The sequence below is a fragment of the Bacteroides sp. BFG-606 genome (assembly GCF_024788145.1).
Taxonomy (GTDB): Bacteria; Bacteroidota; Bacteroidia; order Bacteroidales; family Bacteroidaceae; genus Bacteroides; species Bacteroides vicugnae.
This window is the reverse complement of sequence record NZ_JANUIL010000001.1, coordinates 1,459,458-1,486,445: the sequence shown is the minus strand read 5'-3', so window position 1 is coordinate 1,486,445 and position 26,988 is coordinate 1,459,458. Positions and strand designations below refer to the sequence as shown.

At 43.6% G+C, this 26,988-nt stretch carries 15 protein-coding genes and 1 pseudogene; 11 read left to right on the top strand and 5 right to left on the bottom strand.

The annotated features are described in order from the left end of the window. Window positions 1-13: 13 nt before the first annotated feature. From NXV01_RS05340 to NXV01_RS05330, 3 genes and pseudogenes are all read right to left on the bottom strand, one after another. The gene (locus NXV01_RS05340) at window positions 14-3,010 is read right to left on the bottom strand and encodes a SusC/RagA family TonB-linked outer membrane protein (protein ID WP_195649822.1); all 2,997 of its coding nucleotides are present in this window, start codon (window positions 3,008-3,010) and stop codon (window positions 14-16) included. Between the two features lie 31 nt (window positions 3,011-3,041). Further along, the gene (locus NXV01_RS05335) at window positions 3,042-4,211 is read right to left on the bottom strand and encodes a glycerophosphodiester phosphodiesterase family protein (protein ID WP_258978958.1); all 1,170 of its coding nucleotides are present in this window, start codon (window positions 4,209-4,211) and stop codon (window positions 3,042-3,044) included. Window positions 4,212-4,429: 218 nt separating this feature from the next. Further along, a pseudogene (locus NXV01_RS05330) lies at window positions 4,430-6,080 on the bottom strand (DUF6377 domain-containing protein). Window positions 6,081-6,335: 255 nt separating this feature from the next. Between NXV01_RS05330 and NXV01_RS05325 the strand changes: the two are divergent. The 6 genes from NXV01_RS05325 to NXV01_RS05300 all read left to right on the top strand — a co-directional run bounded on the left by NXV01_RS05325 (window position 6,336) and on the right by NXV01_RS05300 (window position 10,343). Next, window positions 6,336-6,950: a TetR/AcrR family transcriptional regulator gene (locus tag NXV01_RS05325; RefSeq protein ID WP_217721734.1), complete on the top strand. Its 615-nt coding sequence runs from the start codon at window positions 6,336-6,338 to the stop codon at window positions 6,948-6,950. Between the two features lie 158 nt (window positions 6,951-7,108). Beyond that, window positions 7,109-7,600 (top strand): hypothetical protein, encoded by a 492-nt coding sequence (locus tag NXV01_RS05320; RefSeq protein WP_148365434.1) that lies wholly within the window; start codon window positions 7,109-7,111, stop codon window positions 7,598-7,600. Window positions 7,601-7,688: 88 nt separating this feature from the next. Then, complete coding sequence (locus tag NXV01_RS05315; RefSeq protein ID WP_217721735.1) at window positions 7,689-8,159, top strand: hypothetical protein; 471 nt, start codon at window positions 7,689-7,691, stop codon at window positions 8,157-8,159. Between the two features lie 24 nt (window positions 8,160-8,183). Then, window positions 8,184-8,888: a hypothetical protein gene (locus NXV01_RS05310; protein ID WP_148365433.1), complete on the top strand. Its 705-nt coding sequence runs from the start codon at window positions 8,184-8,186 to the stop codon at window positions 8,886-8,888. Between the two features lie 66 nt (window positions 8,889-8,954). Further along, window positions 8,955-9,521, top strand: coding sequence for a hypothetical protein (locus NXV01_RS05305; protein ID WP_217721736.1), 567 nt, complete (start codon window positions 8,955-8,957; stop codon window positions 9,519-9,521). Window positions 9,522-9,554: 33 nt separating this feature from the next. After that, window positions 9,555-10,343: an aspartate dehydrogenase domain-containing protein gene (locus NXV01_RS05300; protein ID WP_217721737.1), complete on the top strand. Its 789-nt coding sequence runs from the start codon at window positions 9,555-9,557 to the stop codon at window positions 10,341-10,343. Here the strand turns inward: NXV01_RS05300 and NXV01_RS05295 are convergent. Beyond that, window positions 10,326-11,210, bottom strand: a complete 885-nt coding sequence (locus tag NXV01_RS05295) for a D-isomer specific 2-hydroxyacid dehydrogenase family protein (RefSeq protein WP_234131822.1) — start codon at window positions 11,208-11,210, stop codon at window positions 10,326-10,328. The genes NXV01_RS05300 and NXV01_RS05295 overlap by 18 nt on opposite strands. A gap of 321 nt (window positions 11,211-11,531) precedes the next feature. Further along, a complete protein-coding gene (locus tag NXV01_RS05290) occupies window positions 11,532-15,467 on the bottom strand; it encodes a hybrid sensor histidine kinase/response regulator transcription factor (protein WP_259021856.1) in 3,936 nt (1,311 codons plus the stop codon). Window positions 15,468-15,914: 447 nt separating this feature from the next. Here NXV01_RS05290 and NXV01_RS05285 point away from each other — a divergent pair, with 447 nt between their 5' ends. From NXV01_RS05285 to NXV01_RS05265, 5 genes are read left to right on the top strand one after another with little or no spacing between them, the layout of a single operon-like run. Continuing rightward, window positions 15,915-19,106 (top strand): TonB-dependent receptor, encoded by a 3,192-nt coding sequence (locus NXV01_RS05285; protein WP_259021855.1) that lies wholly within the window; start codon window positions 15,915-15,917, stop codon window positions 19,104-19,106. Window positions 19,107-19,117: 11 nt separating this feature from the next. Next, the gene (locus NXV01_RS05280; RefSeq protein ID WP_148365421.1) at window positions 19,118-20,896 is read left to right on the top strand and encodes a RagB/SusD family nutrient uptake outer membrane protein; all 1,779 of its coding nucleotides are present in this window, start codon (window positions 19,118-19,120) and stop codon (window positions 20,894-20,896) included. Window positions 20,897-20,922: 26 nt separating this feature from the next. Further along, complete coding sequence (locus NXV01_RS05275; protein ID WP_259021854.1) at window positions 20,923-23,727, top strand: SusC/RagA family TonB-linked outer membrane protein; 2,805 nt, start codon at window positions 20,923-20,925, stop codon at window positions 23,725-23,727. A gap of 21 nt (window positions 23,728-23,748) precedes the next feature. Then, window positions 23,749-25,431, top strand: coding sequence for a RagB/SusD family nutrient uptake outer membrane protein (locus tag NXV01_RS05270; protein WP_259021853.1), 1,683 nt, complete (start codon window positions 23,749-23,751; stop codon window positions 25,429-25,431). A gap of 58 nt (window positions 25,432-25,489) precedes the next feature. Next, window positions 25,490-26,971, top strand: a complete 1,482-nt coding sequence (locus NXV01_RS05265) for a BACON domain-containing protein (protein ID WP_259021852.1) — start codon at window positions 25,490-25,492, stop codon at window positions 26,969-26,971. Window positions 26,972-26,988 lie beyond the last annotated feature (17 nt).

The following is a 26,988-nucleotide window of genomic DNA, read 5'->3' as shown; positions in this document are numbered from 1 at the left end:
AATTGTTTTTCTTTTAAAAACTTACTTGTAAACCTAAAATAAACTGGAAAGCAGATGGATAATAGTTGTATCCTCCTCCGAAAGTACCCGGTGTCAGTCCATTCACTTCGTATGTAGAAGGATCTACACCCGTAAATTTCGTAAACGTATAAAGATTGTTAGCTGTACCGAACAGGCGTATCTTTTCGATGTACTTCTTATTCAGGTTCATCGTATATCCTAAAGTAATGTTGTCTATCTTCAGGTAATCACCCGGTTCGATGAAATAGTCGGTAATCACATTCTTACCTGTTGTGATATGGGCATTCTTCGAATAAGCGGTGGTCAACTGATTGGTACTCATACTCTGTAATCCGAAATAGAAATCGTGCACGTTAAAGATGTCAAATCCGGCAGCACCACGGAGAGCAACAGTCAAATCAAAGTTCTTGTAAGTGAAGTTGTGCGTCATAGAACCGGTGAATTTCGGCAAACCGTTTCCGGTTACTGCTTTGTCTTCTTCCGTACCTTGGGATACAGGGATTACATTTCCCTTCTTGTCATAAATCAACCAGTCACCCTTTTTATCCACTCCCGCATAACGGTATGTGAAGTAGTTACCGATACGCTCTCCCTCTTCAATCCGCTGCAAATATCCCGGATTATTGGGGTTTGCCATGCTACAGGTGGAGTAATATTTCTGTCCCTTGTACACATCATTGGAGAAGCTGACAAACTTGTTATTATTAGTAGCGCCCACTAATGTGAAACTATAAGTGAAGTCTTTTGTCCGGACAGCATTGACTGTTATATCAAGCTCGAAACCGGTATTGCGCAATGTACCTACATTGGCATAGATTGTAGAGAACAAATTAGGTGGAACCGATACGGAATAGCTACCGAGTAAGTCGCTTTGCTTACGGTGAAAATAGTTAAATGAACCGGTCACCTTGTGTTTGAGGAGCGAGAAGTCCAAACCGATGTTCTGGTTGTGTCCCTTCTCCCAACGAAGTTCCGAATTGACATTCTTACTCGGCCCCCATACATGGAAGTTGTTACCGCCATACTGATACCAGCCATAAGCCTTATAAGTAGCCAAAGACTGGTAGTTACCAATTTCCTGATTACCGGTTACACCATAGTCATAACGCACTTTCAAGTCATCAATCCATGAAAATCCTTTCATAAATTTTTCATCCGAGATACGCCAACCGACAGATACAGCCGGGAAATTACCCCATTTATGATTCTCACCGAAGCGGGAAGAGCCCTCGTGACGTAAAGAGAAAGTAAACAGATAGCGCTCTTTCCAGTCATAATTAACACGTCCGAAGAAACTGATTAGTTTATGGTCATTCTTATAAGAACTCATCATGGTCTTTCCCTCTTTGGCTGCTTCCAGACCGGAGCCCAGATTATTATACGTCAAGCCGTCGGAAGAGAAATCCCAGTTTTCGGCTCCCATACCCGAACTTACACCGTAATTATAACTATAACCCACCATTGCACGGATTTGGTGATCCTTCATACGTGTAGAGAAGTTGGTCACCCATTCCAGATTGTTATTGGTGTTTTTATCAAAGTCTCGGCTCGCTTTTCCGGCAACGCCCGAATTCACATTAGGACCGTAAGTAGATGGTATGAACCATCCGTTGAACTTATCCACCTGATACTGTGAAACAGTAACCTGCGATTTCAAGACCATATTCGGGTTTGCAGGATTAAACAATGGCAGCAAATTAACGGCAGCAGTAGCATTCCATTCCAACAATTTAATCTCCGTACCATTTTCTTCCTCATTCAATTGCTCAACAATATTCGAACTATCTCCTCCGGACGGAAAACGATAGTACCCATTAGCTGATTCGGGATCATAAACCGGCATCGTCGGATTATTCTTAATAACGCTGCCATACACACTGGCTGACTTGTTCCGGTCGATGACACGGGGAGTCATATTGGCTGCGAACGTAAACAAGCCATCTTTCGTTGTATGGCTGATGGTGGCACGTGCACCATATTCCCGACGGTCGGAACGCAGGTCGATTCCCTGCGCTTTACGATAATCGGCTGTTACGCGATAATTGGTCCTCGCATTACCTCCGGAGAAGGTTAACGTGTGCATGTGTGTCACTCCCAAACGGGTAACGGCATCAAACCAGTCTGTACTGGCTCCCATATCAGAAAGTGGATTAGACACCGTACGATAAGCACGATATTCCTCCGCATTCATAATGTCCAGCTCTTTCTTTGCTTTATTGAAAGTGACGGCAGCACTGTAAGTAGTATGCACTTCCCCGTCACGGGTTCCCTTTTTCAGATTAACAAGAATAACACCGTTGCTACCCCGTGTACCATAAATAGCAGAAGCGGCACCATCTTTCAATACATCGATAGATTCAATATCCGCAGGATTAATATTCGTCATATCACCTCCCGGCACTCCATCTACAACAATCAACGGACCCAGCCCGGCATTACGTGATGATATACCACGAATCTGAATACTTCCCGTACTATTCGGATCGGCCAAAGCCGTATTGGAAACAGAGACACTGGATACCTTTCCCTGCAACAACATGGAAGCATCGAGACTGGATATTTGATTCAGGTCTTTCGCACCGACATGCGAAATAGCCGAAGTCATTTCTTTCCGTTTCATCGTACCATAACCCACCACTACCACTTCATTCAAAGCAGTGGATTCTTCTTTCAACACAATTTTTAGTAATTGCCGGTCCTTGATAGCCACTTCTTGTGTTTCATAACCGATATAAGAGATTTTTAAATGTCCGTTCTGCGGAGCACTCACCTGGAATTTACCGTCCATATTGGTGATGCTACCTTGCTTTGTCTCTACAACCACCACCGAAGCTCCGATGACAGGTTCCCCCTTTTCATCGATCACCGTACCGGATATTTTACGTTCCTGCTGCACTTCCCAAGAAGCTCCTCTTGCCTGGATGCCGGAAAACAGCATCAGCACTATACCTAACAGACAGGTACACGTTCTACAATAAATATTTCTCATAAATAGATGATTTTTATATTAGATGATAAAGTTAACGAAGCCCTCTTGCCTGTAATGCCGGAATCAACAAGTCCGGTAAATCCGTCTGTATCATACATACCATCGGATAGATTTGCAAGAGTTCATCCAGATAAGTCTCGTTCAACGTCCATTCGGACACACTACTGCCACTGGCAGGAAGCATATTCACCGTAGCAAGCATTCCATCATTGATTGAACTTCCCAAAGGAGTGCTTTTCCCATTCGTCAGGTAGCTGTATTGCACGAAGTAGTTGCCCGGTAATCCTATCATCGGTTTATGACTTCCTGTCCATGTATACACATGTGCCTTGGGAGTAATACCCAATACTTCTTCCGCCTTCTGCGCACTGTTACAATAGAAAAATACAGATTCCATCATATCCAGTTTCATCACGATATCCACCACTTGTTGCGAAGTTGCTGTACGCGGAGAGTAGTCGAGATTGTAATAGATTCTACCGCGTCCTGCTTTCAGAAACTCTTCCAGAGTAGGCATCTTTTCATCAGTCACCCGACCGTTCCGGTCTTTCAAGTTGTACTTCTGTATTTCCGCATAGGTCATTTTCGTGATGTCCCCCGTGCCATTCGTTGTAGCATTGATCGTCTGGTCATGGCAAACCACTACTACTCCGTCACTTGTCACATGAGTATCACACTCGATCACTTCAGCTCCAGAATCAATGGCATCCTCTACGGAAGAGACTGAATTTTCGGGAACTGTCCTGTCGGACGTATGTGCCCGGTGTGTCATGACCCATACTTTTTTGTTATCCGGCTCTCTGAATTGCTTCATCGCCTCCGTCAACGCCAATAGATTATAGATGCGGATTCTCTTCTGCACCTCATACTGACCTGCCGTAACGTGTAGCGTGTAGTCACCACTCTGAGTATAGGCATAAGTGATAGGGGTGGCAGCTTTCCCCTCCTTGACCGTCCCGTCACCAAAATCGACAGTAATATCGGTATTTCCATCAATGTTGTTGAATTTGACCTCTACCACCTCTTTCAGCATGGCACGAGTACTTACTTGCAGGTAAGGATTCTTTTTCACAGGATCATCGTCAGAGCAAGCGTTGCAAACTATCCCCAATAGAATAGCCCAACAGCAGATCCAGCTTATAGGCCGGCGTTTTGTTCTTCCTTTTTCCGGAACAAAAAAATGCAGTAATTCATTTTTCATTTGTATTTCTATAAAGGTTAATAAAAAAAGAACTCCCGAAAGCGGAATCAGTTCGTTCCGTTCGGTTATGACAAAAATAGAGGGAAATGCCCCGATAAAAAATAGCAAAGGGAATATAAGTGGAAATGCATAATCCACTCAAAGAAATAACTATCTGATAATAAACATATTAATACTTAACAAGCTCACATTAAAAGGTAGATTCGGCACAGATTTTATTAACGGATTTTTGCCACCAAATCTTCAAAATCATCTCGTGAAACACGTGCTTTGGTCTTCACTCTTGAACGATAATTATAGATCGTATTTACCGAGTAATGCAGAAGCTCTGCAATCTGCGAACTGTCTTTTATTCCCAAACGTATCAAAGCAAAAATACGCAATTCGGTATTCAGTAATTCATCCGGCTTCAAGACAATCTGTTCTTCGGGCAACAATAATTCGTTGAGCGATTCCACAAAGTTAGGGAAGAGATGCAGGAAAGCAGAATCAAAGTTCGCATACAATTCTTGCACTTCAACGGTTACAATATCATTGCTAAGATGTGTCATTTTCAACAATTCTGCCACTTGCCCACGTTGCAGTTTCTTGTTTACCAGCTTTCTGTATGCTTGCAAACGGTCTACATATACAGAACACAATTTAAAGAAACGGGCGATATAGGCTTCTTTAATGAGATTGGACTCTGAAAGTTCCAGATTGGTGGAACGAAGATGGCGGTTCACTTCTTCGAGTTCTTCATTCAAAGAGAATAACCGTTCGTTTACTTCCTGCAATCCTTTTTTGGCGATGGAAAGGGCTTTCATCTGACGGTAAATATAGATTAACGCTACCACCAACAGTAGTGCCAACAAGGCTACACACGTAATATAAATCAGCAGTTCCCGATTCTGTTGCTTGATAATATCCTGATAATTCCCATTAATCATGGAAAGCGGAGTGATATTCATCCAACTCCGCAACCTCGTTTTATAAAATTGTGATATCTCCCATGAGAAATTGATATAGTCATAGGCACGTTTCAAATCTCCTTTGCCATGCAGTTCTTGTGCCAGTACCATCAAAGAAGATTGTTCTTTAATGGCGGAACGTACATCTGATATAGCTGAAAGTACTAAATAATATAAGTGTTCGTCTTTCTTGCCCATGCTCTCAAAAAGACGGAAACGTTGATAAGCCACCAATGCATATTGGGGAGTGCCAAAAGAAGCTTCTGCGAGTCGGCGGTCACTGAATTCCATAGCCTCATCATATTTTCCGGCCTCTCTTAGCTGTGTCTCACGCAGCCACAGGTAAGTAGCCGAAGACGAATCTAAAGTAACCTCCATAGAGTCCCGATATACATGACTCAACTTTACATAGCGGGAAGCAAACATTTTATATCGTGGTTGTGCGGCTCCCGCTTTCAGAATATACATGTTCATAACATGTATAATAATGGCCCAAAAGAGATGTTGGAAGGGTCTGGCGATCAATGGAATTTAATATATCTGCCGCTTCCATATACATTCCGATGGAAGATAACAAATAAGATAACTCCAATTGAATTTTAAGTTCTCTCTCTTTATCATTCAACTGTCTTGCAAGCAGCAAGTTTTCATTCAGATAATGGAGTGCAGAATCAGAACTGTATGCTTTATATTCAAGATAGATATCGTTATTCAAATGATAGCGTTCAATAGAAAGAGGAGCTGTCTTTCGGGCTTCTCTTTTCAACTCATGGAGTTTGTTTTCTTTAATCTGCACATAAGTATCGGCTTCCTTAATCGTTTTATCAAGTACGTTTAACAGTGAGTCCAAGCGTTCATCAGCAAAAGCTGAATGACAAGAAAAGAAGAGCAAAAGGCAAAATAGACAGTTCTTTTTCATGGGGCGGATAGACTTTAATGAGTATGAGATAACAGAGATTAACCAGACAAATGTAGAGAAATTCTTCGTATTTCAGCTATAAACAGCACATAAATTAGGAAAAGGAATGAAAGGTGATTTACTAAAAAATAACTTTTCGCTCATTCATTAACGGCATTTCCTGATTTATTTTTGTTAATCTATTGCCCGCTTTTATGCAAGCTATCCGATAAAATAGTATTTTCGGGGGTAAAAAATATAAAAGACTGCCGTGATATGAAAATTACCCGCGATGATTTATTGACAGCTGCGTTCAAACTGTTTATGTCCGTGAACTATGAAAAAGCTAGTTTTGCGGAACTTGGAAAGATGCTCGGAATGTCGAAAGCCGGCATATTCAAATACTACAAGAACAAACAGGAACTATTCATTGCCGTAGTGGACAGGTTTTGGTTCAGCACGCAAAATCCACGAAACAAATTCACCGAAACAAATGGTACGTTTGCCGAATTTATAGACGAATACGTGAAAGGTGTACAACGGACGATGGATATGCTGGGCAAGCTGATAGGTGCAGATAAGGTGGCACCAGAAAAGTTTTCATATCACGCCCAATATTTTCATTTTCTGTTCCAAGTAATCCAATATGATCCTGACGCCAAAGAAAAGCTCCATAATCTCGTAGCCAGCGATTATGCTTACTGGCGTGCCGCCATCCAAAGCGCCGTACAAACAGGAGAACTGAAAAAAGATGTAGACGTTGAAGAAGCGGTAGTCATGTTCCGGCAGGTTTACATGGGACTGTCCTTTGAGATGGCATTCCTGGGCGGATTGGATACCCAGCTACTCTCCAAACATTTACATGCTATTTACTCCTTATTAAAAAGCTAGACTGTATTATTCAATACATACCATATCCCTTCCACGTAGACTATCTATGCAAAAAAAGATAAAAAAGAAACGACCGTTTACTTTTTTCGGAATTGTTTTATAACTTTGGCACTATCATTCAAAGAATGGTAGTTATAATGTAATAAAACAAGCACTATATGGAAGTAGACAAACTGCGGAAAAGAAAGGGATTTTTCAAAACACTGGTAACGATTTTACTGGGAACGAGAAAAGAATACAAGGTGGAAGATTTAGGCATCTTTTCCGGCAAAGTTTGTGATTGGTGGCAGAATGACCATTACAACTGGTTTACCACCCTTCAACTGCCATCTTATTCAGCGGAAACGGTCATTGCAATGGCTGGCAATGCTTCAGCGCCGTCACCACAACAATTATTAGAATTACGGGCATTACTGAAAAATTGGGCATCCATAACTGCCCGATTAGACAGTATATTGCCTAATGAAAGCCGCCTGGTACATAAAGAAGAAATATATGCTTCCTGGCAAGATCATTTTTATCCGGAAGCGATAAATCCATCCGACAAGGACAATGAAGGTTGGGAAATTACATTCGTCAGAGAAGATATGGATGATTGTTTCAGCTTTATCTGGAAAAATAACACCGTGCGGAATCTAACTTTCAATTAAATCAAAAAAGCATATAAAGTAAATTATTACAAACAAAGAAAACAGTCAAACGCTGTTCCTCTATCAGTTATTAACACGTTAAATTACAATGATTATGAAAAAGATTTTATTTATTCTGACCGTCATAGCCGGTCTTTTGATGAGCAGTAATGCCGAAGCACGCAGAATCAGGATTCCTGTAAGTAACGACATCCCGAAAGTAGCTACCCTCCCCGACAGTTCTTATTATAAGACGGACGAAGGCACTCATCTGGATTTAGGATATATCGAGAAAGACGGCAAACGTACGCTCGTACTCTTTTCCGAATCAAAACCCGATACGTACTATGACATCTCCGACGAATATGCCGAAGCAATCCGGCAGGACCTGAATGTAAAGGAACTTAGCAGCCTCATCCCCGAACCTACATTCTGGGACAAATGGGGTGGCAGCCTTCTTTTCTACGGTTTTGCTGCATTGATAGTCATAGGCCTGCTATCCTACCTGAAAGACTTTATCCTGGGACTTCTGGGCATAGTGAAAAAAGAGAAGGATAACAACGAGGAAGAAGAAAAATAGTACGGACACCTAAAAATAAAACTCATGAACATTTATTCGCTTATTCCGATTGTCTGCATTATCCTGTCTTTGGGATATTGGTTTTATACAAAAAGCAAAATCTCCCAGCAGGTTCAGACAGTAGACAGCACCGATTTCAAAGCAGAATTTGCAAATGCGACACTATACAAGAACCAATTTCTGACATCCGAACTCCCCTTTCTGAAAAAAGCGATGGAGCAAAACCCTATCGACGCTTTCAACTATGCCAACACCGAGCACAATATGGTAGATGCCCTCAAAGACGGGGTGAAAGATAAACTGAAAGGAATGGCCACTTTGGGAACCGTACGTTTCACCACCGTGGCAACTCCCAAATATCTGGTATTAAGCGGTGATAAGCTGCACCTGTTCGACACGGACACCGATGGTGAAATAGACAAGCATCTGATATTCGAACCCACGCAACTCAAAAACTCAAGACTCGCCGTATATCCTTTGGAGGGACAGATAAAAGCACAAGCCCAGGCACGCGGCAAAAATGTAAAAGCCTATAAGCTCTCTTTGCAGACAGACGGAAAAGCGATTGAACTCATCCTTTATTCCTGCCTGATTTTCACAGACATTCCCGAAACTCCGGTAGACGCGAAAGAAACGGTAAAGGCCATTGTCATTGCCAATGATTTTCTAAAACGCTTGGGCGACTGTTATCCGAATCTGAAAGTGGCATTACCCATCGAAGAGTCCTGATGTAAAGAGCCTTGATATAAATATAAAGCAGCACTTATACATGAATCATCCTGTTCCGGAATAACGATGAAAGCAAAATTAAAATACCCGATATTTTGGTCCAGTCCGAACGACAACAGGGTCTATGTCTTTTGGAAAGAGAAAGAGAACAAGACAACGAAACTCGATATGCTAAAAGAAGCCAACGGGTGGAAAGGTGATATGATTATTGATGCCACCGGAACAAAATACATCGTCAAATGCTCCTACATGACCAAATGGAAAGGTATACATGGATTCACAGGCGGATTCACAGGCATGATATACTACGAACAGGAATACGAAGACAATCCCGAATCTCTCTCCTTGCAGCAGCTGCAAGACCGGATAGCGGAAAGATACCCCAAAACCCGATGGTTCAGAGAGGAAGGTTGGGGCAGCAGAGATGATTTCAGGCGGACAGTCTACGCCTGCAAGACCTTTGAGGAACTTGCAGGATTATTCAGACATCCGCCCGAAACCCTGCGCACACGGATTATAAAATGGTTGCATCCTACCCGGAAAGAGCTGAAAATGAGAATCGGAACTGTTTTGTTCCTTATCCTGTACCTGCTAGTATGTTATCTGATATTCGAATACAATATTAGCAACTAAAGCTCTTACCAATAAAAGTATTATCTTTGTTGCATGAAAAGATTAGTCATTGTAGGATGTGGACGACTTGCAGAAATCGTTGCGGATGCAGTTGTCAAAGGTTTATTACCAGATTATTATCTGGTAGGTGTCTATTCGCGTACGGCATCAAAAGCAGCGCACATCGCAAATAAAATGCAGCAACATGGAAAGCCTTGCATTGCTTGCGCCACATTGGAAGAGTTATTGGCATTAAAGCCTGATTATCTGGTAGAATCGGCCTCTCCTGCCGCCATGCGGGAATTGGCTTTGCCGGCATTGAGAAACGGAACGTCTGTCGTTACTTTGTCTATCGGTGCTTTGGCAGATGAGGCATTCTATCGGGAAGTGACAGAAACCGCCAGGGCAAATGGTACACGGGTCTATATCGCATCCGGAGCTACCGGTGGATTCGATGTTTTAAGAACTGCCTCCCTGATGGGAAATACGACGGCTCGCTTCTTCAATGAAAAAGGTCCGAATGGACTCAAAGGAACTCCCGTTTATGATGATTCTTTGCAAACGGAGCAGCGTACCGTCTTCTCCGGAAGTGCTGCGGAAGCTATTCGCCTCTTTCCAACGAAAGTGAATGTTACAGTTGCCGCCTCACGGGCTTCTGTCGGTCCGGAGAATATGCAGGTATCTATACAGTCTACTCCCGGATTTGTAGGAGATACGCAAAGAGTAGAAATCAAAAATGACCAGGTGCATGCCGTGGTAGACATTTATAGTGCTACATCGGATATTGCAGGGTGGTCAGTAGTGAGCACCCTGATTAATATCGCTTCACCCATTGTATTCTGACAGATTGGCCAGTACTTTTGCGCTCAGGCGGTCAAACGCCTGACGCGTGCGGCCAGTAGACACCTGCATACAACGTACATGCGGATGATTGAGAAGTTGCTCATCCCCCAATGCGCCTATCGTGTCACAAAAGCAAAGGTTGTCACCTTCCAGCCATTCAGTAAAAGCAGTCTCATCCCATGCCGGTGATAAACCGGTATTGAATAAAATCTTCCGGTTACCCATCTGCTTAAATTCCTCTTCATGCAGTAAAACCGTATTTTTATTAAGACAGCAGCAAATGACTTCACTCTCTGAAAGGAGTTCCCTCAATGGCAGAAAACGATATCCTTTGGCAGTAGCCGCTTCTTTCTCACTGCGGGCATAATATGAAATATCAGCACCAAAAAACTTCAAGGCGTCCGCTATCATGCCGCCAGACTTACCCAATCCGATTATTCCGACTTTCAATCCGGTGATCTCACGAGGCAATTCTTCCCACGGTTCCTGTCCAAAGCCGTGCAAACAGCGCACCAACTCACTGACTACATATTCCACCACTCCCTCGTCACCATAATCCCGGATACCTGTTACCGTGATACCTCGTTCATTGGCATAACGAATATCGACATTGGCACTTTCGGGAGAATAGAGTGAACAACACATTCCAATGTATTTCACATTCGGACAACATTCGAGTACATATCGGTTGATACGGGAGGTATAACTCAAAAGCACCGCATCAGCACCTCCGATACGGACAATTATTTCATCATCATTCGCAGGTATATCAGGATACATCACCACCTGATCTGCAAATGAATACAACGCTTTTTCGGCCGCCGGAACCAAGCTGACCGGTTCTATAGCTACAAGTTTCTGAAACATCATTTTTTATTTTAGAAGTATTATACAAACATATATGGTTCGGATTAGCAACCCAACATGGCGCTAAGATACAAATTTCCGGTCACAATATCATTTAAAGATGAATGATTACAGTGCGTTTTAGACACGCGAGCGCAAGTTAAACAGATCCATTCATAAACTGTTCACCGTCTGACTCCTTTGAGGCGTCACAATGATGCCATTAACGATATAATCCTTTTTTACTTTTCAAACACAAAGAAAAAAATTATATTTGCTGAGATTTAAAACAAAATAGAAACCAGACAGAGTTTGAATTACACTTCCACTGAGGCAAACGAACTACTGTCCCTTTCTTTCCCGGATAATCTTTTGCTTATATTCTGTTGGAGTTTCTTGGGTATATTGTTTAAACACAGTACTAAAATAACGTGAGTTACTAAATCCCACCTTCTCCGCAACTTCTGTGATACTCATATCATTGTTAATAAGGAACGATATCGCTTTTTCCATTCGGAGCTTATTGATATAATCATTACTTCCCATACCGGTAAGAGTCTTCAATTTATTATAAAGTGAGGTTCTTCCCATACCGATTGTCTGGCACAAGAATGGAGTATTCAAGTCCGGATTATCCAGATTCTCCATAACAATCTTGTTCAGCCGGAGTAAGAAAGTTTCGTCAGCCTGGCTGAAAGTCGTCTCTTCCGGTGTCGGGACAGGCCCCAGACTCATATATTTTTTCTTGGAATACTCCCTGCTTTTCAATCGGTTACGGACAAGTGCCATAAGCATATCTATCTCAAAAGGTTTCGTTATATAGCCATCCGCCCCATTCTTATAACCGTTCAGCAAACTTTGTTTGTCATCTCTCGCAGTAAGTAAAATAATCGCAATATGGCTCACCGTTATATCCTCTTTAATGGATTTACATAATTCATAACCATTCATACGAGGCATCATTACGTCACTGATAATAATATCCGGATTATGATTCCCGGCCAGTTGAAGAGCCTCTTTACCATCCGAAGCAACGTAAATATGTTTAAAATAGCTCTTCAATGATTTAGCCAGGAAATGAACCATATCCTGATTATCATCTACCACCAGTGCAACATAGGGCGTAGTATCAAAGTTTTCAGCATCAGAAGAAATAAAGCTGCTATCATTAAGCATCAATTCATTCAGATAATTCTGAGGCAGACGGACTATTTCTTTCTCATTCTGCTTCAAAGGCAGTTCGAAGAAGAAGGTAGCTCCGTGTTCGAGGTTATTTCGTGCACCAATTGAGCCCCCATGCAGTTCTACCAGGATTTTGGAATAAGAAAGCCCGATACCGGTTCCGGTTTGTTCCCCCGTCCCTTGGTAGAAGCGGGTAAAGAGCTTGCCCATATCTACATTCTGCAATCCGCAACCTTGATCAACTATCGAGATTCGCACTCTTTCAGTATCCGGAAGCAACTCTGTGACAATCGTAACCTTACTATCCGACGGACTATGCTTCAATGCATTAATCATCAGATTATTGAAAACAATCTCACACTTACTTTTATCATAATATACCTTTTCAATACGGGCATCTAACTCATAACAGATAGATACGCCCTTCCCGTTTGCCTCACTGTCGAAATCTTGCGAAATATCTTTTATCCACTCGTTAAGGAGATAAGGCTGTATCTGCAATTTGCTTTCACTGACCTCCATCTTACGTACTTCAAGTACCATATTGATAAGGTCTTTCATACGCTGCGACTGACGATAGATTGCTTTTAAAGGCAGATAATAAGTATTTGAAGACGAAAGCGATTTCAATATCTGGTTTAGCGGAGCATGAATCAGCGTCAGCGGTGTACGCAGCTCATGACTAATATTAATCAGGAAATGCACTTTCTCTTCATACATCTGTTTTTCATGTTCCTTCATTGCCCATTTCAGCTTTTCCTTCTTCCGTTTTAATATGATCCAGAATACCATGAAGGTTCCTCCTAGCACAAGAAGTATACAGCACCAGATGAACCACCACGTCCGATACCACGGCGACAGGACAGTTAATGCCAACACCTGATAGCCAAAAGTCCAGCTACCGTCTTTGTTTGTGCACGATGCAAGAATATCATAATTCCCCGAAGGAAGCGAATGCAATGTCAGTTCAGGATTATATGATTCGATATACTCCTCCTTCAGTCCCAGTATCTGGTAACGATAGAGCTTTTTCCGGAAAATATCTTTCTCCCTCGACATTATACCGATTTTTATATTGCTATTCCAAGGCACGGAAATACCTGCCGGATTACCGCTTAACTTATCATTAGCGGATTCTCCATTCACAGCAATATCAGATAATTGCAGTTGGGGCAGTTCGGATGTAGTAAAAGGCAATTCGCAGTTGATACGCAACAATCCTTTTACCCCTCCCATATAGATGTCCCCTTGTTCACTGGACAAACGGGAAGTAGAAAGATACTCGTTAGACAACGCTCCATCCGATTCTCCCCAAAGAATGAACTTCTTTTCTTTTGTAAGCCAGACAAAAAGCATATTATTAGCTCCTATCCACAATCTGCCCTGACTATCATAAGCTAACAGGGAAACAGTTGTAAACAAGACGGTAGAGATGCGTTTCTGTGTCTTGGAAACAACATCATAATAGCTTAATCCATAGTTATTCCCTATCCAGAAATTGCCATGTTCATCTTGAGCGACAGAATGAATAACGGTATCTCCCCTGCTTTTAAACAGTTTACTCAACTTATTGGTTGAATGATCCAATTCATAAATATACCTGAGATCATTCAGATAAGTCTTATCGCTCTTTTGGGCTACCGGTACCATAGCACCGATAGAGCCATCCTCTCTTTCCCTATCGATGATATCAAACCGCTTTTCCTTCAGATGATATTGATAAATCTGGTCTCTGAGCAGCAACACTGTGTTAGGAGAATTCTGGTAGAGATTGATTATCTTCGCCCGGTTGTTAAGCCTCTCTGTCGTTTCTCTGTCAACAATCGTAAAAGGGCTTTTCTCGCCGGTTTCCGGATCAAAGACAAACACTCCCTGAGCCCACACAGATATTAATAGTTTTCCCGAAGAAAAGCCGCAAATGGAAGTTATTTTGTTCTTCCATGTAGAAGAGTAATAAGTGAATTTCTCCGTATAAGGATTGAAAGAGTTGATACCTCCGCCATCTGTCCCAATCCATATCCGGTCGGGATTCTGCTGATAAAGAGAAAGTATTGACTTATTGCTCAATCCATTAGCATTGCCGGGAATCACATTGGTATATGTTTTCATATATACTTCCCGGATACTAATCAGACCATTCCGGACACTGCCGGCCCAGATATTATTATCTTTATCCTTATAAAGGCTAAGGATAGAGTTGGCAGGAAGTGAATAGTTTTCTTCGCCCGGAATATACTCCAATATTGTAAATTCACCGGTTTCCAAATCCAGCACATTAATACCACCGCCATCTGTTCCAATCCACAGTTTCCCTTCCCGTTCAACCATGCTTAAAATAATATCATTGTTTAATGAAGAATTACGGGTGGTGTAAGAAGCCAGTAATTCACCACTATGGCTGAAGCAATTCAAGCCTTTATTAAACGAAGCGACCCATAGCCGGTTCCGTGAATCGATAATCATACTGACAATTTCGGATTCGCTCTTAAACGGAGCACGTTTACATTCTCCCGTGGTTAAGTCCAACAGGCGTAAGCCCTGCCAACGGTTACAGCAAAGCAAAGTGTGCGAATCCCAAAATTCCAGCCCCATAATACTGTAACTGGGGGTTGTGCTGAATTGCTGTACCAATCGGAGTGAAGAGTCTTTATAATTATAATGATACACCTTATTATAAGAACCAAAAAACATACCTTCAGCGGAACGGCAGAAAGAAAAAGCAATGATCCTTTTCCCTTTTTCGTCTGTGGGGACTATAAAATTATCACTTTGACGTTGATAACAGGCAATCCCCCTTTCTGTCAACACCCAGATATTATGCTGTTTATCTTCTACAATATTATAAATCAGGTTATCAGGAAGAGAATAAGGATTGTCAGGATCGTGCACATAACTTTTCAACTCATATCCGTCAAACCTTCCTAAACCCGCCTGTGTTCCTATCCAAACGAAACCTTGCTTATCTACCAATGTACAATAAACCGTAGAAGATAAGCCGTCTCCCAAAGCTATTTGCTTATAATAATAATGCACCGCGTGAACAGGAAGTATAAAACCGCTTAACATGAATAGCAAAGTTAGAAGGATCTTTTTCATAAGTAGGACTTATTACGGTTTGAATTGAAATGCTTTCAGCAACAAAAGTAACATTTTTATATATATCTTGTATGTAAATAGTTCAAAAATCAGTTCAGAGCCAGCAAACCGACCTGCCACTCAAATATTTATACATCAGTAAAAGTCTGCATGGAGCTTACCCTGGCAATATTCAGAAAATAACCTATACTGCCATTCTTTCCGGCAGAAAGAATATTGTTTTAACCAACATACATTTTAAGACTGTAATAATCCTGGTTACAGTCCCCGGAAATAGTGATAAAATCGCTTTTTGAACAAAACAAGATATAATACGATGATTTTGAAACATCCCGCAATCATCAGAGTGATACATTTGCAGAGAAGTTTCTTTGAAAAGTTTCTCAACCCGGTCGAGGATAGAGTTTTTCAAAGATCATCGTTGTTAATCTAATTAAATTTTATTACATGAAAAGAAAATGTAGAAAACAATGGCGGAGATGGATTCGTCTCTTTATTCTTCCTTTACTCTTCTTTGTCGGTGGCATCACCAACACTTTCGCGCAAAGCGGGATTAAAATAACCGGTAAAGTTATTGATGCGAGTAAAATGGAAGTGATCGGTGTAAACGTTATGGTGAAAGGCACCTCGGTTGGCGTCATTACGGATTTAAATGGTGAATATACCATTACTGTCCCGGATGAAAAATCGGTATTAGTCTTTTCGTTTGTCGGTTATCGTTCACAGGAACAGATAGTAGGGAAAAAAAGAAAGATTGATATCCTGCTTGAAGATGACTCGAAAGCATTGGATGAAGTGGTGGTCATCGCATACGGAACACAATCCAAAGCAACGTTGACCGGTGCCCTGTCTTCGATTGACTCCAAAGAACTGATAAAATCTCCTGTTGCCAGCATTACCAATGTACTGGCAGGTTCACTGCCGGGAGTTTCTACCGTGCAGACTTCCGGGCAACCGGGTAGTGACGCCGCTTCCATATATGTACGCGGTGTCGGTTCTTTATCCAGCGCATCCTCTTCCCCATTGATATTAGTAGATGGCGTGGAACGGGATTTCTCACAAATCGACCCGAATGAAATCGAGAATCTTTCTATCTTGAAAGATGCATCTTCTACGGCTGTATTTGGAGTACGCGGTGCGAACGGGGTAGTATTGGTAACTACCAAACGTGGAAAAAACGGGAAACCGACGATTAATGTCAGCTCCCTCACGGGTGTGCAGCAACCGCTATCCTTTGTCAAGCAGACAGGCAGTTATGAATTTGCCCGTTTCTGGAATATGAAACAGCAGAATGACGGTGCCGCCAAGTCTACGTTCTTCACCCGTGAAGCTATCGAAGCCTATCGTACAGGCGGAGACCCGCTGCATCCCAGTATAGACTGGTCTGATTACCTATACAACGATTTCTTCCTGCAAACCAAAAACAATATCAATATTTCAGGCGGAACGGATGCGGTGAAGTACTTTGTATCTATCGGTTATCTTTATCAGAACGGTATCCTCAAACAGTTCAACGAACTCCCTTACAATAACAACTATAAGTACAACCGGTATAATTATCGCGCCAATCTGGACTTCCAGCTAACCCGTACTACTACCATGAAATTAAATATCGGTGGCAATGTCGGTCAGCAACAGGAGCCTAACACAACGGAAGATATACAGAACCCGTTTGTTTATACCCAAATCTGGGCACTTCCTTTTTCCGGACTTGGCATTGTAAACGGAACACGCACGATTGTACCTGTCAGCTATACGCCGGTGGGGGGCGCAAATGTAGACGGTCTGCGTACTTACTGGGGAACCGGTTACAAGCAGAAGTATGTGACAACCTTAAATATGGATGTGGATATTACCCAAAAGCTCGATATGCTTACCAAAGGGCTGTCCGTTTCAATCAAAGGTTCCTATGACAATCAGTTCCAACTGAACAAGAATCGCACAGGGGGGAATGTCGAATCACAATTCATCTATTACAAATCGACCCTGGAAAACAGTAACCTGTCCCAGACTGACCCGGACTTTGATAAAACCATTGTTTATGTAGGTCGTGGCGACGGTGATGCTTCCACCCCATTGTCGTATGCTGAATCATATAAACGCGACCGCAACTGGTATATTGAAGGACGCCTCAACTACGACCGCACATTCGGAGATCATAAAGTGAGCGCTCTATTCCTGTACAACCAGTCCCGCAACTATTATCCATTATATGCAGACGGCACGGTAGCCAGTTTCCAGTATCTGCCCCGTGGCTATGTAGGTTTCGTAGGACGCGCTACATACGGTTACAAATCCCGCTACCTGGCAGATGTGAATATGGGATATAACGGTTCAGAGAACTTTGCTCCCGGAAAAACCCGCTACGGACTTTTCCCCGCCGCCTCCATAGGTTGGGTGCTGTCGGAAGAGCCTTTCATGAAGAGCTTGCGATGGCTTGATTATTTTAAACTGCGGGCATCGTATGGCCGGGTAGGTAGTGACACCGGAACAAATACCCGCTTCATGTATATGCCCAGCACATGGACACAAAGCGGAGAATACAGTTTCGGCGTATCCAATCCTGTAAGTGCTCCGGGATATGCAATGGGAGTGCCGGGAAACTCGGAAGTCTCTTGGGAAACAGCCGACAAGCAGAATTACGGGCTTGAGCTGAAAATGTTGAGAAACCGCCTGTCATTAACCGCAGACCTGTTCTACGAGAAACGTACAGGTATTCTGATATCTCCTAAATCGACTCCAAGCATTATAGCAACCGGACTACCCAACCTGAATCTGGGTAAAGTGGACAATCATGGTTATGAGCTGTCATTGGGATGGAACGAGACTCTTAAAAACAATTTCCGTTATTATATCAACGCAAATATGTCATTTGCCCGTAACAAGATTCTCTACATGGATGAAGTCCCCAACGAATTTGATTACATGAATCAAACCGGCGGTTCGGTAGGACGTTCCACCAACGTTTACAAGTATATCCGTCTTTATCAGTATAGTGACTTCACGCAGGACGAGAATGGCAATCTGAAACTGAATCCGGCGTTGCCGCAACCTGCTGTCAGTGTCGCTCCCGGCGACTGTATGTACGCCGACCTGAATGGTGACAAGGTGGTGGATGGCAATGACAGAATGACCACAGGTTACGCCGAACGTCCCGAATATGTATTCGGATTAAATGCCGGTTTCAACTACAAAGGTTTCAATTTCTCCATGCAATGGTCCGGAGCCACGAATGTGAACAAGATGCTTCAGATAGAATACCGTATTCCATTCACCAATACAGGCAAACGCGGTTTATTGGAGTACTTCTATAAGGATTGCTGGACTCCCGAAAATCAGTTGGGCGCCAAATATCCGCGTGCCGCAGAAACTTCCGAGACATGGAATTCCGAGAACTCGACTCTCTGGCTGCGCGATGCCTCTTATATCCGCCTGAAAACAATCTCCATAGGATATACCTTCTCCAAGAAACGTTTCCTGAAAGCCATTGGTGCCAATACGCTCGGTTTGTCTATAAGCGGATATAATTTATTGACTTTCTCCCCACTGGATATCATGGATCCGGAAAGTTTAGGTAACAATAACGGTTCTTACCCGCTAGTGAAGATTTATAGTTTAGGGATTAACATAAACTTCTAATAATGAACAAGATGAAAAATATGATTAAAATACTATCCGTCTGGTCAATCGGAGTAAGCCTGTTTGCCTGTTCGGACCTTACTTTCGGCGATAAGTTTTTAGGAGATCAACCGGAAAGTTCCGGTGCTACGCTTGACTCTATGTTCAACTCCAAAGCCAATGCGGACAAAGTGCTCACACAAGCCTATTGCTATTTGCCTTACGGACTTCCAACCAAGTCCGGAGCCGGATACAACAAACTGGGAGTAAACATTCTTGAAGCACTGACAGATTTGTATAGCAGCTATCGGAATATGAGTAGTGACGGGCCTGTCAATCTATATTATAATGGTATGCTAAGTCCCAATATCGCCTCAAATTTGCAGGGATGTGAAGCCTACCGTTTCGGTTCCCAATTAGAATACCATGCCATCCGTTATGCATACCTCTATATCGAAAATCTGCCCAAAGTCCCCAACATGACCGAAGCGGAACGGAATGAACGGATTGCCGAAGCAAAGACGCTGATAGCCTTAAGCTATGCCGAGATGTTACGTTATGTAGGCGGAGTGCCCATTCTGACAACATATGTCGACCCCAACGATGATATGAATTTTCCCCGTGCCACATTTGACGCCACTGTCAAACATATCATCGGGCTTTTGGACGAAGCGATTCCTTACCTGAACTGGAAACAAAAGGATATAGACGACGGACGCATGACGAAAGCCGGCGCGATGGGTTTGAAAATCCGTGTCCTGCTTTTTGCCGCCAGTCCCACCTTCAACGGTCCGAAGTGGAGGGAAGATGCCAATGAATACACGTGCTACGGCAATTATGATTTACAGCGTTGGAAAGATGTCGTGACGGCCTGCGATGATTTTATGAAAGCACTAGACCTGAATGGCGAATACGGGTTGACTATGCCGACGGAAGCTACTCCCGAAGCGCGCCGTCTCGCCTACCGTTCGGGATATTATGACAGAGGCGGCACTGAAGTCCTGATTTCCGTCCGACGCGGATATGCCCCTTCTATCCACCAGAATATTTATGACCAACGTTATTATTCGGGGCCCACATTGAACTACGTGAATATGTTCCCCTGGGCGGATGGCAAGGATTTTGATGAAAACTTCAACTGGAGTAACCCGTCCAAACAACCGTTCTTCGATGCTGACGGAACACCTCTTCGCGACCCCCGACTTTATGAGACGGTAGCCGTTCCCGGAGATAAATATTTCAACGGAACTCCCCCGCCGATATATACCAATCATCCCAATTACAGAAATGACGGTACAGGATTCCTTATGATGAAGTTTATTTTGACGGACAAAGGAGTACGCGACAATCGTCCGGTACAATGGCCTTATCTGCGCCTCCCCGAAGTATTGCTAAGTTATGCAGAAGCTCTGAATGAAGTGAACAACGGTCCTACGGCAACAGCCTATAGCTGCATTAACCAAGTCCGCGCCCGGGTAGGATTATCAGCCATCCCCACTTCCGGCATGGACAAGAAAAAGTTCCTGACTGCTATCCTGAAAGAACGTGCATTGGAGTTTGGCTTCGAGGAAGTCCGCTGGTTCGACATGGTACGCCGCGGGATGGCAGAGGACTTCAAAAAGACACTCTACGGACTTGTTACCACAGGAAACGATGCCAATAATCCGACTGCATTTACTTTCAAAGAGGTATTCAAGTTGCCGACAACCAGATACTGGTCTTCCAACTGGGACACGAAGTGGTATTTGCAACCCATACCACAAAACGAGATTAATAAAGCCTACGGTATGACACAAAACCCCGGCTGGTAAACACGCATAATCTTAAATACATGAAAATGAAAAAATATATATTGACAGTATTATTCGGAGGAGCTTTGATGACGGTGTCTGCACAGGATATGAATGAAGACCACTCCGCTCTTCCGGCTGACAGCATACATCTGGGATATCAGATAATGCTCCCGAAAGCTGTAAGCCCCTATTCAGTAATAGGCTTGGGCGCTGATGTGTTCCTGAAGTCGCCCGAGATAGATGTGTCGAAAGCCCTCTACGGACACATCGCCGGACTCAATGTCTACCAGGGAACAGGCTCCAGCGCAACCAACGTCTCTTCATTAAGCATCCACGGACATAATCCATTGGTGCTGGTAGACGGATTCCCGCGAAACATAGAAGACATCACGGCAGCCGAAATAGAATCGTGCGAAGTGCTGAAAGACGCAGCGGCCTCTGCGCTCTACGGTGTACGTGGAGCCAACGGCGTAATTCTTATAACAACCAAACGGGGTTCGGAAGGGAAACTGACCGTAGGAGCAAGCTACCAGTTCGGAATCAACACACAGTTCCGCTCGCCCGAGTTCGCCGATTCACACACCTATGCCACGGCCATGAATACCGCCTTGCGTTTGGACGGACTGAATGAGAAATATAACAACTGGGAACTTGCCGCTTTTCGCGATGGAACTTACCCTGAAGAATATCCGAATGTAGACTGGTGGAAGGAAAGCATGAACAATACCGCGTTGAATCATCGTCTTACACTGACTTTCAACGGCGGCAGCAACCGTTTCCGCTATTATTCGGTGGTAGATTATATGCATGACACTTCCTTCCTGAAATCTGACGGAAGTGACAAACGCTTCAACGCATCCCCCACAGATGTACGCCTGAATTTACGTGCCAATGTGGATGTAGACATTACCTCTACTACTCTTTTCAGATTAGGTATCGCAGGCAAGCTTATGGAGACGAACGGTTCGTATGCCGTAGAAAACAATCAGGAATCCGGCAATCCGATGAATATCTATAATGTATTGTACCAGCTCCCTTCCGCAGTTTTCCCGATCCGCTATTCGGACGGCATTTATGGCGGCAACGCCATTTATACCACCGGCAATCCGGTGGCTATGCTGACCGATACCGGCAATATGCGGACTACATACGGCAAGTTGCTGGCTGATATGTCATTGAAACAGAATCTCGACATAGTGTTGAAAGGCCTTTCAGCCGAGGTGTCGCTCGCATTCGACAATATAGGATCTATGTTCGACGCTTCCAGCAAGGAATATCGTTACAAAGACCTGCAACCTGCCATTGCCGGTGACGGAACATTAAAAACAACCCCGCTCATCTCCGGAAAAGACAGCGAGACACTGGGACACGGGCAAGATTTCAAGTCGTTGTTTATGCGTTCCACTCTTCAGGGAAAAATAAGCTATGTACATCATCAAGGAGTACACTCCCTGAACAGTGCGTTAATCTACGACCAGCAATCATACACCAGCAGTGGACGCAACAAGAGCAGCAAACGCCAGTCGGCACTTGTGACAGCTACATATACATACGACAACCGCTATACGTTGAGCGGCGTGATGAACTATTCCGGCACGGCTTATCTGCCCAAGGGAGAACGTTTTCAACTTTACCCCGCCGTATCGGGAGCGTGGATTGTCTCCAATGAAAAGTTTTTCGGGAAAGTCAGAAGTTACGTTGACCATCTGAAACTGTTCGGTTCATTCGGAATCTCCGGGAATGACGGCAATATGTCCCATGAGTTGTACCTGCAATCTTTCAGCAACGCGAATGCCGGAAACTATTATTTCACGAACAATGCCAGCATTTACTACGGCCTTGCCGAAGGTGACCTGCCTGTCATCGGCTTGACCATTGAGAAATCGAAGAAAGCGACTTACGGTTTTGAGCTAAATGCTCTCCGGAACCGCCTGTCACTCTACTGTGAAGGATTCTTTGAACGCAGAAGCAACATTCTCGTATCCGGTTCCAATACAGTTTCAGGAATTATCGGTATCAATGTAGCCCAAGTGAATGAAGGGATACAAGAATACCGCGGATTCGACGCTTCGTTGACGTGGAAAGATAAAATAAGGGATTTCAGCTACTCCATAGGTGCCAATGTTTCTTATGTCGACAGCAAAATCATTAACGATAACCAAGCTTTTCAACAGTATGACTATCTCTATACGAAAGGAAACCGTGTAGGCCAGAAATACGGACTGGAAGTAACCGGCATTTTCCAGAATCAGATGGAAATCAACAACAGTCCGGTCCAGACATTCTCCACCTGCCGTCCGGGGGATCTTAAATATAAAGACCAGAACGGCGATAACCAAATTGACGAACAGGATGTAGTGAAAATGTACGGAACCAATATACCGCGTTTCTACTTCGGCTTCAACCTGAACGCGGCTTACAAAGGATTTGAGCTTTTCGCCGATTTCCAGGGGCTCACCGGATATACAGTCAACTTACTCGACTCGCCGCTTTACAAGCCTTTGGTGAATAATGGGAACATCTCCAAAACATTCCTTGACAACGAAACTCCCTGGACGCCCGAAAATGCAGCACAGGCCACAATGCCCCGTCTGACTACGCAGTCGAACGCCAATAACTACCGTGCCAACTCAATGTGGTTCAAGGACGGCTCGTTTATCAAATTGAGGAACTTGCAGATAGCATACAACATCCCCAAGCGGTTTACCCATTTTGCCGATATAAAAGTGTATTTGCAAGGAACGAACTTATTCTCACTGGACAACATCGGATTTGCCGACCCGGAGCAGTTAAGTGCAGCCTACCCATCCACCCGCTCATATTGGGCCGGACTTAAATTTAATTTCTAATCTGTGTAATACGATAAGAATATGAAACTAAAACATACCCTTCTTTCATTAGTTGTGACACTGGTTTGCTCGTCTTGCAATTACCTAGAGTTCGACGAGACGAACGGATTGAATACGAAAGAGTATATCTACAACTATTTCAATAAAACCAAGCAGATGCTGACGAACGTATATTCGTATATGCCGCAGGATTTCGGCGCCATCAGCGGTGCGATGCGCGACTGTGGTTCGGATGATGCCGAATATGCAGCTACGGGTGCCTCCATACAATATTTCAATGACGGAAACTGGTCTCAACTGAAAACAGTTGATGCCTGCTGGTCTTTGTACAATGGCATACGGGCTGCCAACGAGTTTATTGTTTCCGTTGCCGAACTGGACTTATCCCGCTATCAGTATGATACAAGCTTCCAGAATAACAGCAAGCAGTTAAAACTGTTTCCTTATGAAGCACGTGTATTAAGAGCCTTCTACTTTTTTGAACTGGCACGCCGCTATGGTGACATTGCCATGCCCCAAAGTGTATTGACTCCGGAAGAGGCCAACGCTATGGGCAAGACCCCGTTTGACGAAGTGATTGACTTTATTGTGTCGGAATGTAACGACGCGGCTGCCAATCTTCCCGATACCTACGTAGGGCAGCCTAATAATGAAACGGGACGCATCACAAAAGGATTTGCCATGGCACTCAAATCAAAGGCCCTGCTTTATAAAGCAAGTCTGTTGCACAATCCCTCTATGGACCCGGAAAGATGGAAGGCTTCCGCCAAAGCAGCTCTGGACATCATTGATTTGAACTTATACGAGTTGGACCCTGCAGAAAAAGCGAATAACCTGAATTCTAAAGAAGTGGTGCTCTTCCACATGAACGACGCCAATTACAACTTTGAATTAAACAACTTCCCCATCCGTTTTGTCGAAGGAAAACGCAGCACACCCGCGCTAGGAGTCTTCCCTTCACAAAATCTGGTAGATGCTTTTGAAACGGTGAAAGGATATAAAGTGACACTCACCGAAAACGGATGGATATGTGACGACCCGGAGTTTGACCCGCAAAAGCCATACGAAAGACGCGACCCCCGTTTCTATTGGACTGTGTTAGCCAACGGAATGAGCTTCAAGGGAGACAAGATTGAAACATTCGTAGGCGGTAAGGATGATGCGCCGGTCAATGCAGGTGGTTCGGCCACCGGCTATTTCCTGCGCAAATATATTCAGGAAACAACCAGCTTTGTTCCCGACCAGGAAGTAAAGAACAAGCATCATTGGTGTATCTACCGCTATGCAGAAACATTGCTGACGTATGCAGAGTCGATGGTAGAAGCATTCAACTCTGTTACTTACAAGGATGCCACCTATCATACAACGGCCTTGGAAGCCTTGAATGAAGTGCGTATCAACGCTGGAATGCCCGTTATCACAACCACCGACAAGGATGAGTTCATCCGGGCACTCCGCAATGAATGGCGTGTAGAGTTCGCCTTCGAAGACCACCGCTTCTGGGATGTCCGCCGTTGGAAAATAGGAGATTCCACCCAAAAAGAGTTGAACGGAGTAACCATTACAAAAACGGCAAACACCTTGTCCTTCCAGAAAACGCTCTATGAGAACCGTACGTGGACAGACCGGATGTATTTGTATCCGATACCACAGGAAGAACTTTTCAAGAATGAACACCTGTATCCGCAAAACAACGGCTGGTAATGAAAGAAAGACCTTATTATTATAAACTATTACAATGAATAATTTAATACGATTCCATATGAAAAGAATTTTGACAAGTAGCATCCTACAACTGATATTTGTTGTGTGTGCATTAAACTTGAACTCATGTCAGGAAATGAATATTGACTCCCAGGCTGAATTTCCCGTAAAACTGGAAACAGACGCCCAACCACAGTATAGTGTATTAGCTACATCTCCGCGTACAATTATCTTCAACATCAGTTCCAACACCCCGTGGAAGATAACAAGCAGCGAAGAATGGTGTACTCCCACCCCCGCCATGAGTTCTGCCAGTTCACTGGTTGCCGAGGTGTCGCTGAACATCCTTGACAACCCGGAAGAAAAGCCACGCACGGCCACGCTGACCATTGCAGGCGAGAATTATGAACCGGAAACTGTGATAACCGTTACCCAGGATGCAAAAAGCAAACTGGTGGTGCAATGGATTGATGACAAAATGGGTTCGGAAACAAGCACTGCCGAATTCAAGATTATATCCAACAAGGCATGGACCGCAACGTCTTCCAGCATGTGGTTAACTCTCGACAAAGAAGCCGGCACAGGCTCCGCAGAACCGGTGACCATCACAGCTACAGCTGCCGCCAACGCCGGAAAAGAGCGTACTGCTACCGTAACCATATCCAACGGATTGGAAGAGCAGACTTATGAAGTGATACAGAAAGGCTTTATCCTCGAATTTGCAGGTCTTGACGAAATGGAAAACCCATACGAGTTTACCGGTAACGGCACTGGTACTACAACGGCAGAACAAAACACAAAAACATATAGTGTAAATGCAAATATCGACTGGAAGGTTTCCACAGAAGCTTCCTGGATTGAATTAGAAAAAGCTGAAGATAATAAGACATTCACTGCTACGGTGAAGAATGAATACTATTTCGACACACGCACGGCAACTATTGCATTGGAAGCTGCAGATAAGACACTGGGACTTGAACCTGTGGAGATTACCGTCAGCCAGATGGGAGGAGATGTCGTGTATGACGGAAAGGACCATACAGTCGATACAGACGGACATCTGACTTTAACTACAACAGCAAGAGTAACATCCCGCTTCAACCTGAAAGGAAACAAACGAAAGTTCGCTATCTACGAATGGAAATTCTCCGATACAGATTTTACGGATGACCATGCGATTGACCTGAACCTAGACGGCAAACCCGCAGCCCATATGTGGATGGGCCCCAATGTAAACTTCACCACTAACTCTTACAAATTCCAAATAGCGGGTAGCCTCTATTCTCTGATAGAAAACAAAGTGAATAAGGATAGCAGGAATAAAATGCATACATTAAGAGTAGAAATCAAGCCTCTGGAGAATAATGCGAACAAAGCGTCCTATAATGTATTCCTGAATGATGAAAAAGTGATGGACACAGTTGAAATAGACATCTCTGCTATAGAAGTCGGCTACACACTCTATTTCGGCTTCCATGCAAGCTCTACGGGTACAGCTTCGATGACTATCAGTTCTTTTGAAGTCATTCCGGTTGAATAAGTTTGTTTACCCATCTT

Coding starts and splice junctions, on each gene's coding strand:
- NXV01_RS05340 (WP_195649822.1), bottom strand. CDS start 3,010: ATGAGAAATATTTATTGTAGAACGTGTACCTGTCTGTTAGGTATAGTG.
- NXV01_RS05335 (WP_258978958.1), bottom strand. CDS start 4,211: ATGAAAAATGAATTACTGCATTTTTTTGTTCCGGAAAAAGGAAGAACA.
- NXV01_RS05325 (WP_217721734.1), top strand. CDS start 6,336: ATGAAAATTACCCGCGATGATTTATTGACAGCTGCGTTCAAACTGTTT.
- NXV01_RS05320 (WP_148365434.1), top strand. CDS start 7,109: ATGGAAGTAGACAAACTGCGGAAAAGAAAGGGATTTTTCAAAACACTG.
- NXV01_RS05315 (WP_217721735.1), top strand. CDS start 7,689: ATGATTATGAAAAAGATTTTATTTATTCTGACCGTCATAGCCGGTCTT.
- NXV01_RS05310 (WP_148365433.1), top strand. CDS start 8,184: ATGAACATTTATTCGCTTATTCCGATTGTCTGCATTATCCTGTCTTTG.
- NXV01_RS05305 (WP_217721736.1), top strand. CDS start 8,955: ATGAAAGCAAAATTAAAATACCCGATATTTTGGTCCAGTCCGAACGAC.
- NXV01_RS05300 (WP_217721737.1), top strand. CDS start 9,555: ATGAAAAGATTAGTCATTGTAGGATGTGGACGACTTGCAGAAATCGTT.
- NXV01_RS05295 (WP_234131822.1), bottom strand. CDS start 11,210: ATGTTTCAGAAACTTGTAGCTATAGAACCGGTCAGCTTGGTTCCGGCG.
- NXV01_RS05290 (WP_259021856.1), bottom strand. CDS start 15,467: ATGAAAAAGATCCTTCTAACTTTGCTATTCATGTTAAGCGGTTTTATA.
- NXV01_RS05285 (WP_259021855.1), top strand. CDS start 15,915: ATGAAAAGAAAATGTAGAAAACAATGGCGGAGATGGATTCGTCTCTTT.
- NXV01_RS05280 (WP_148365421.1), top strand. CDS start 19,118: ATGAAAAATATGATTAAAATACTATCCGTCTGGTCAATCGGAGTAAGC.
- NXV01_RS05275 (WP_259021854.1), top strand. CDS start 20,923: ATGAAAAAATATATATTGACAGTATTATTCGGAGGAGCTTTGATGACG.
- NXV01_RS05270 (WP_259021853.1), top strand. CDS start 23,749: ATGAAACTAAAACATACCCTTCTTTCATTAGTTGTGACACTGGTTTGC.
- NXV01_RS05265 (WP_259021852.1), top strand. CDS start 25,490: ATGAAAAGAATTTTGACAAGTAGCATCCTACAACTGATATTTGTTGTG.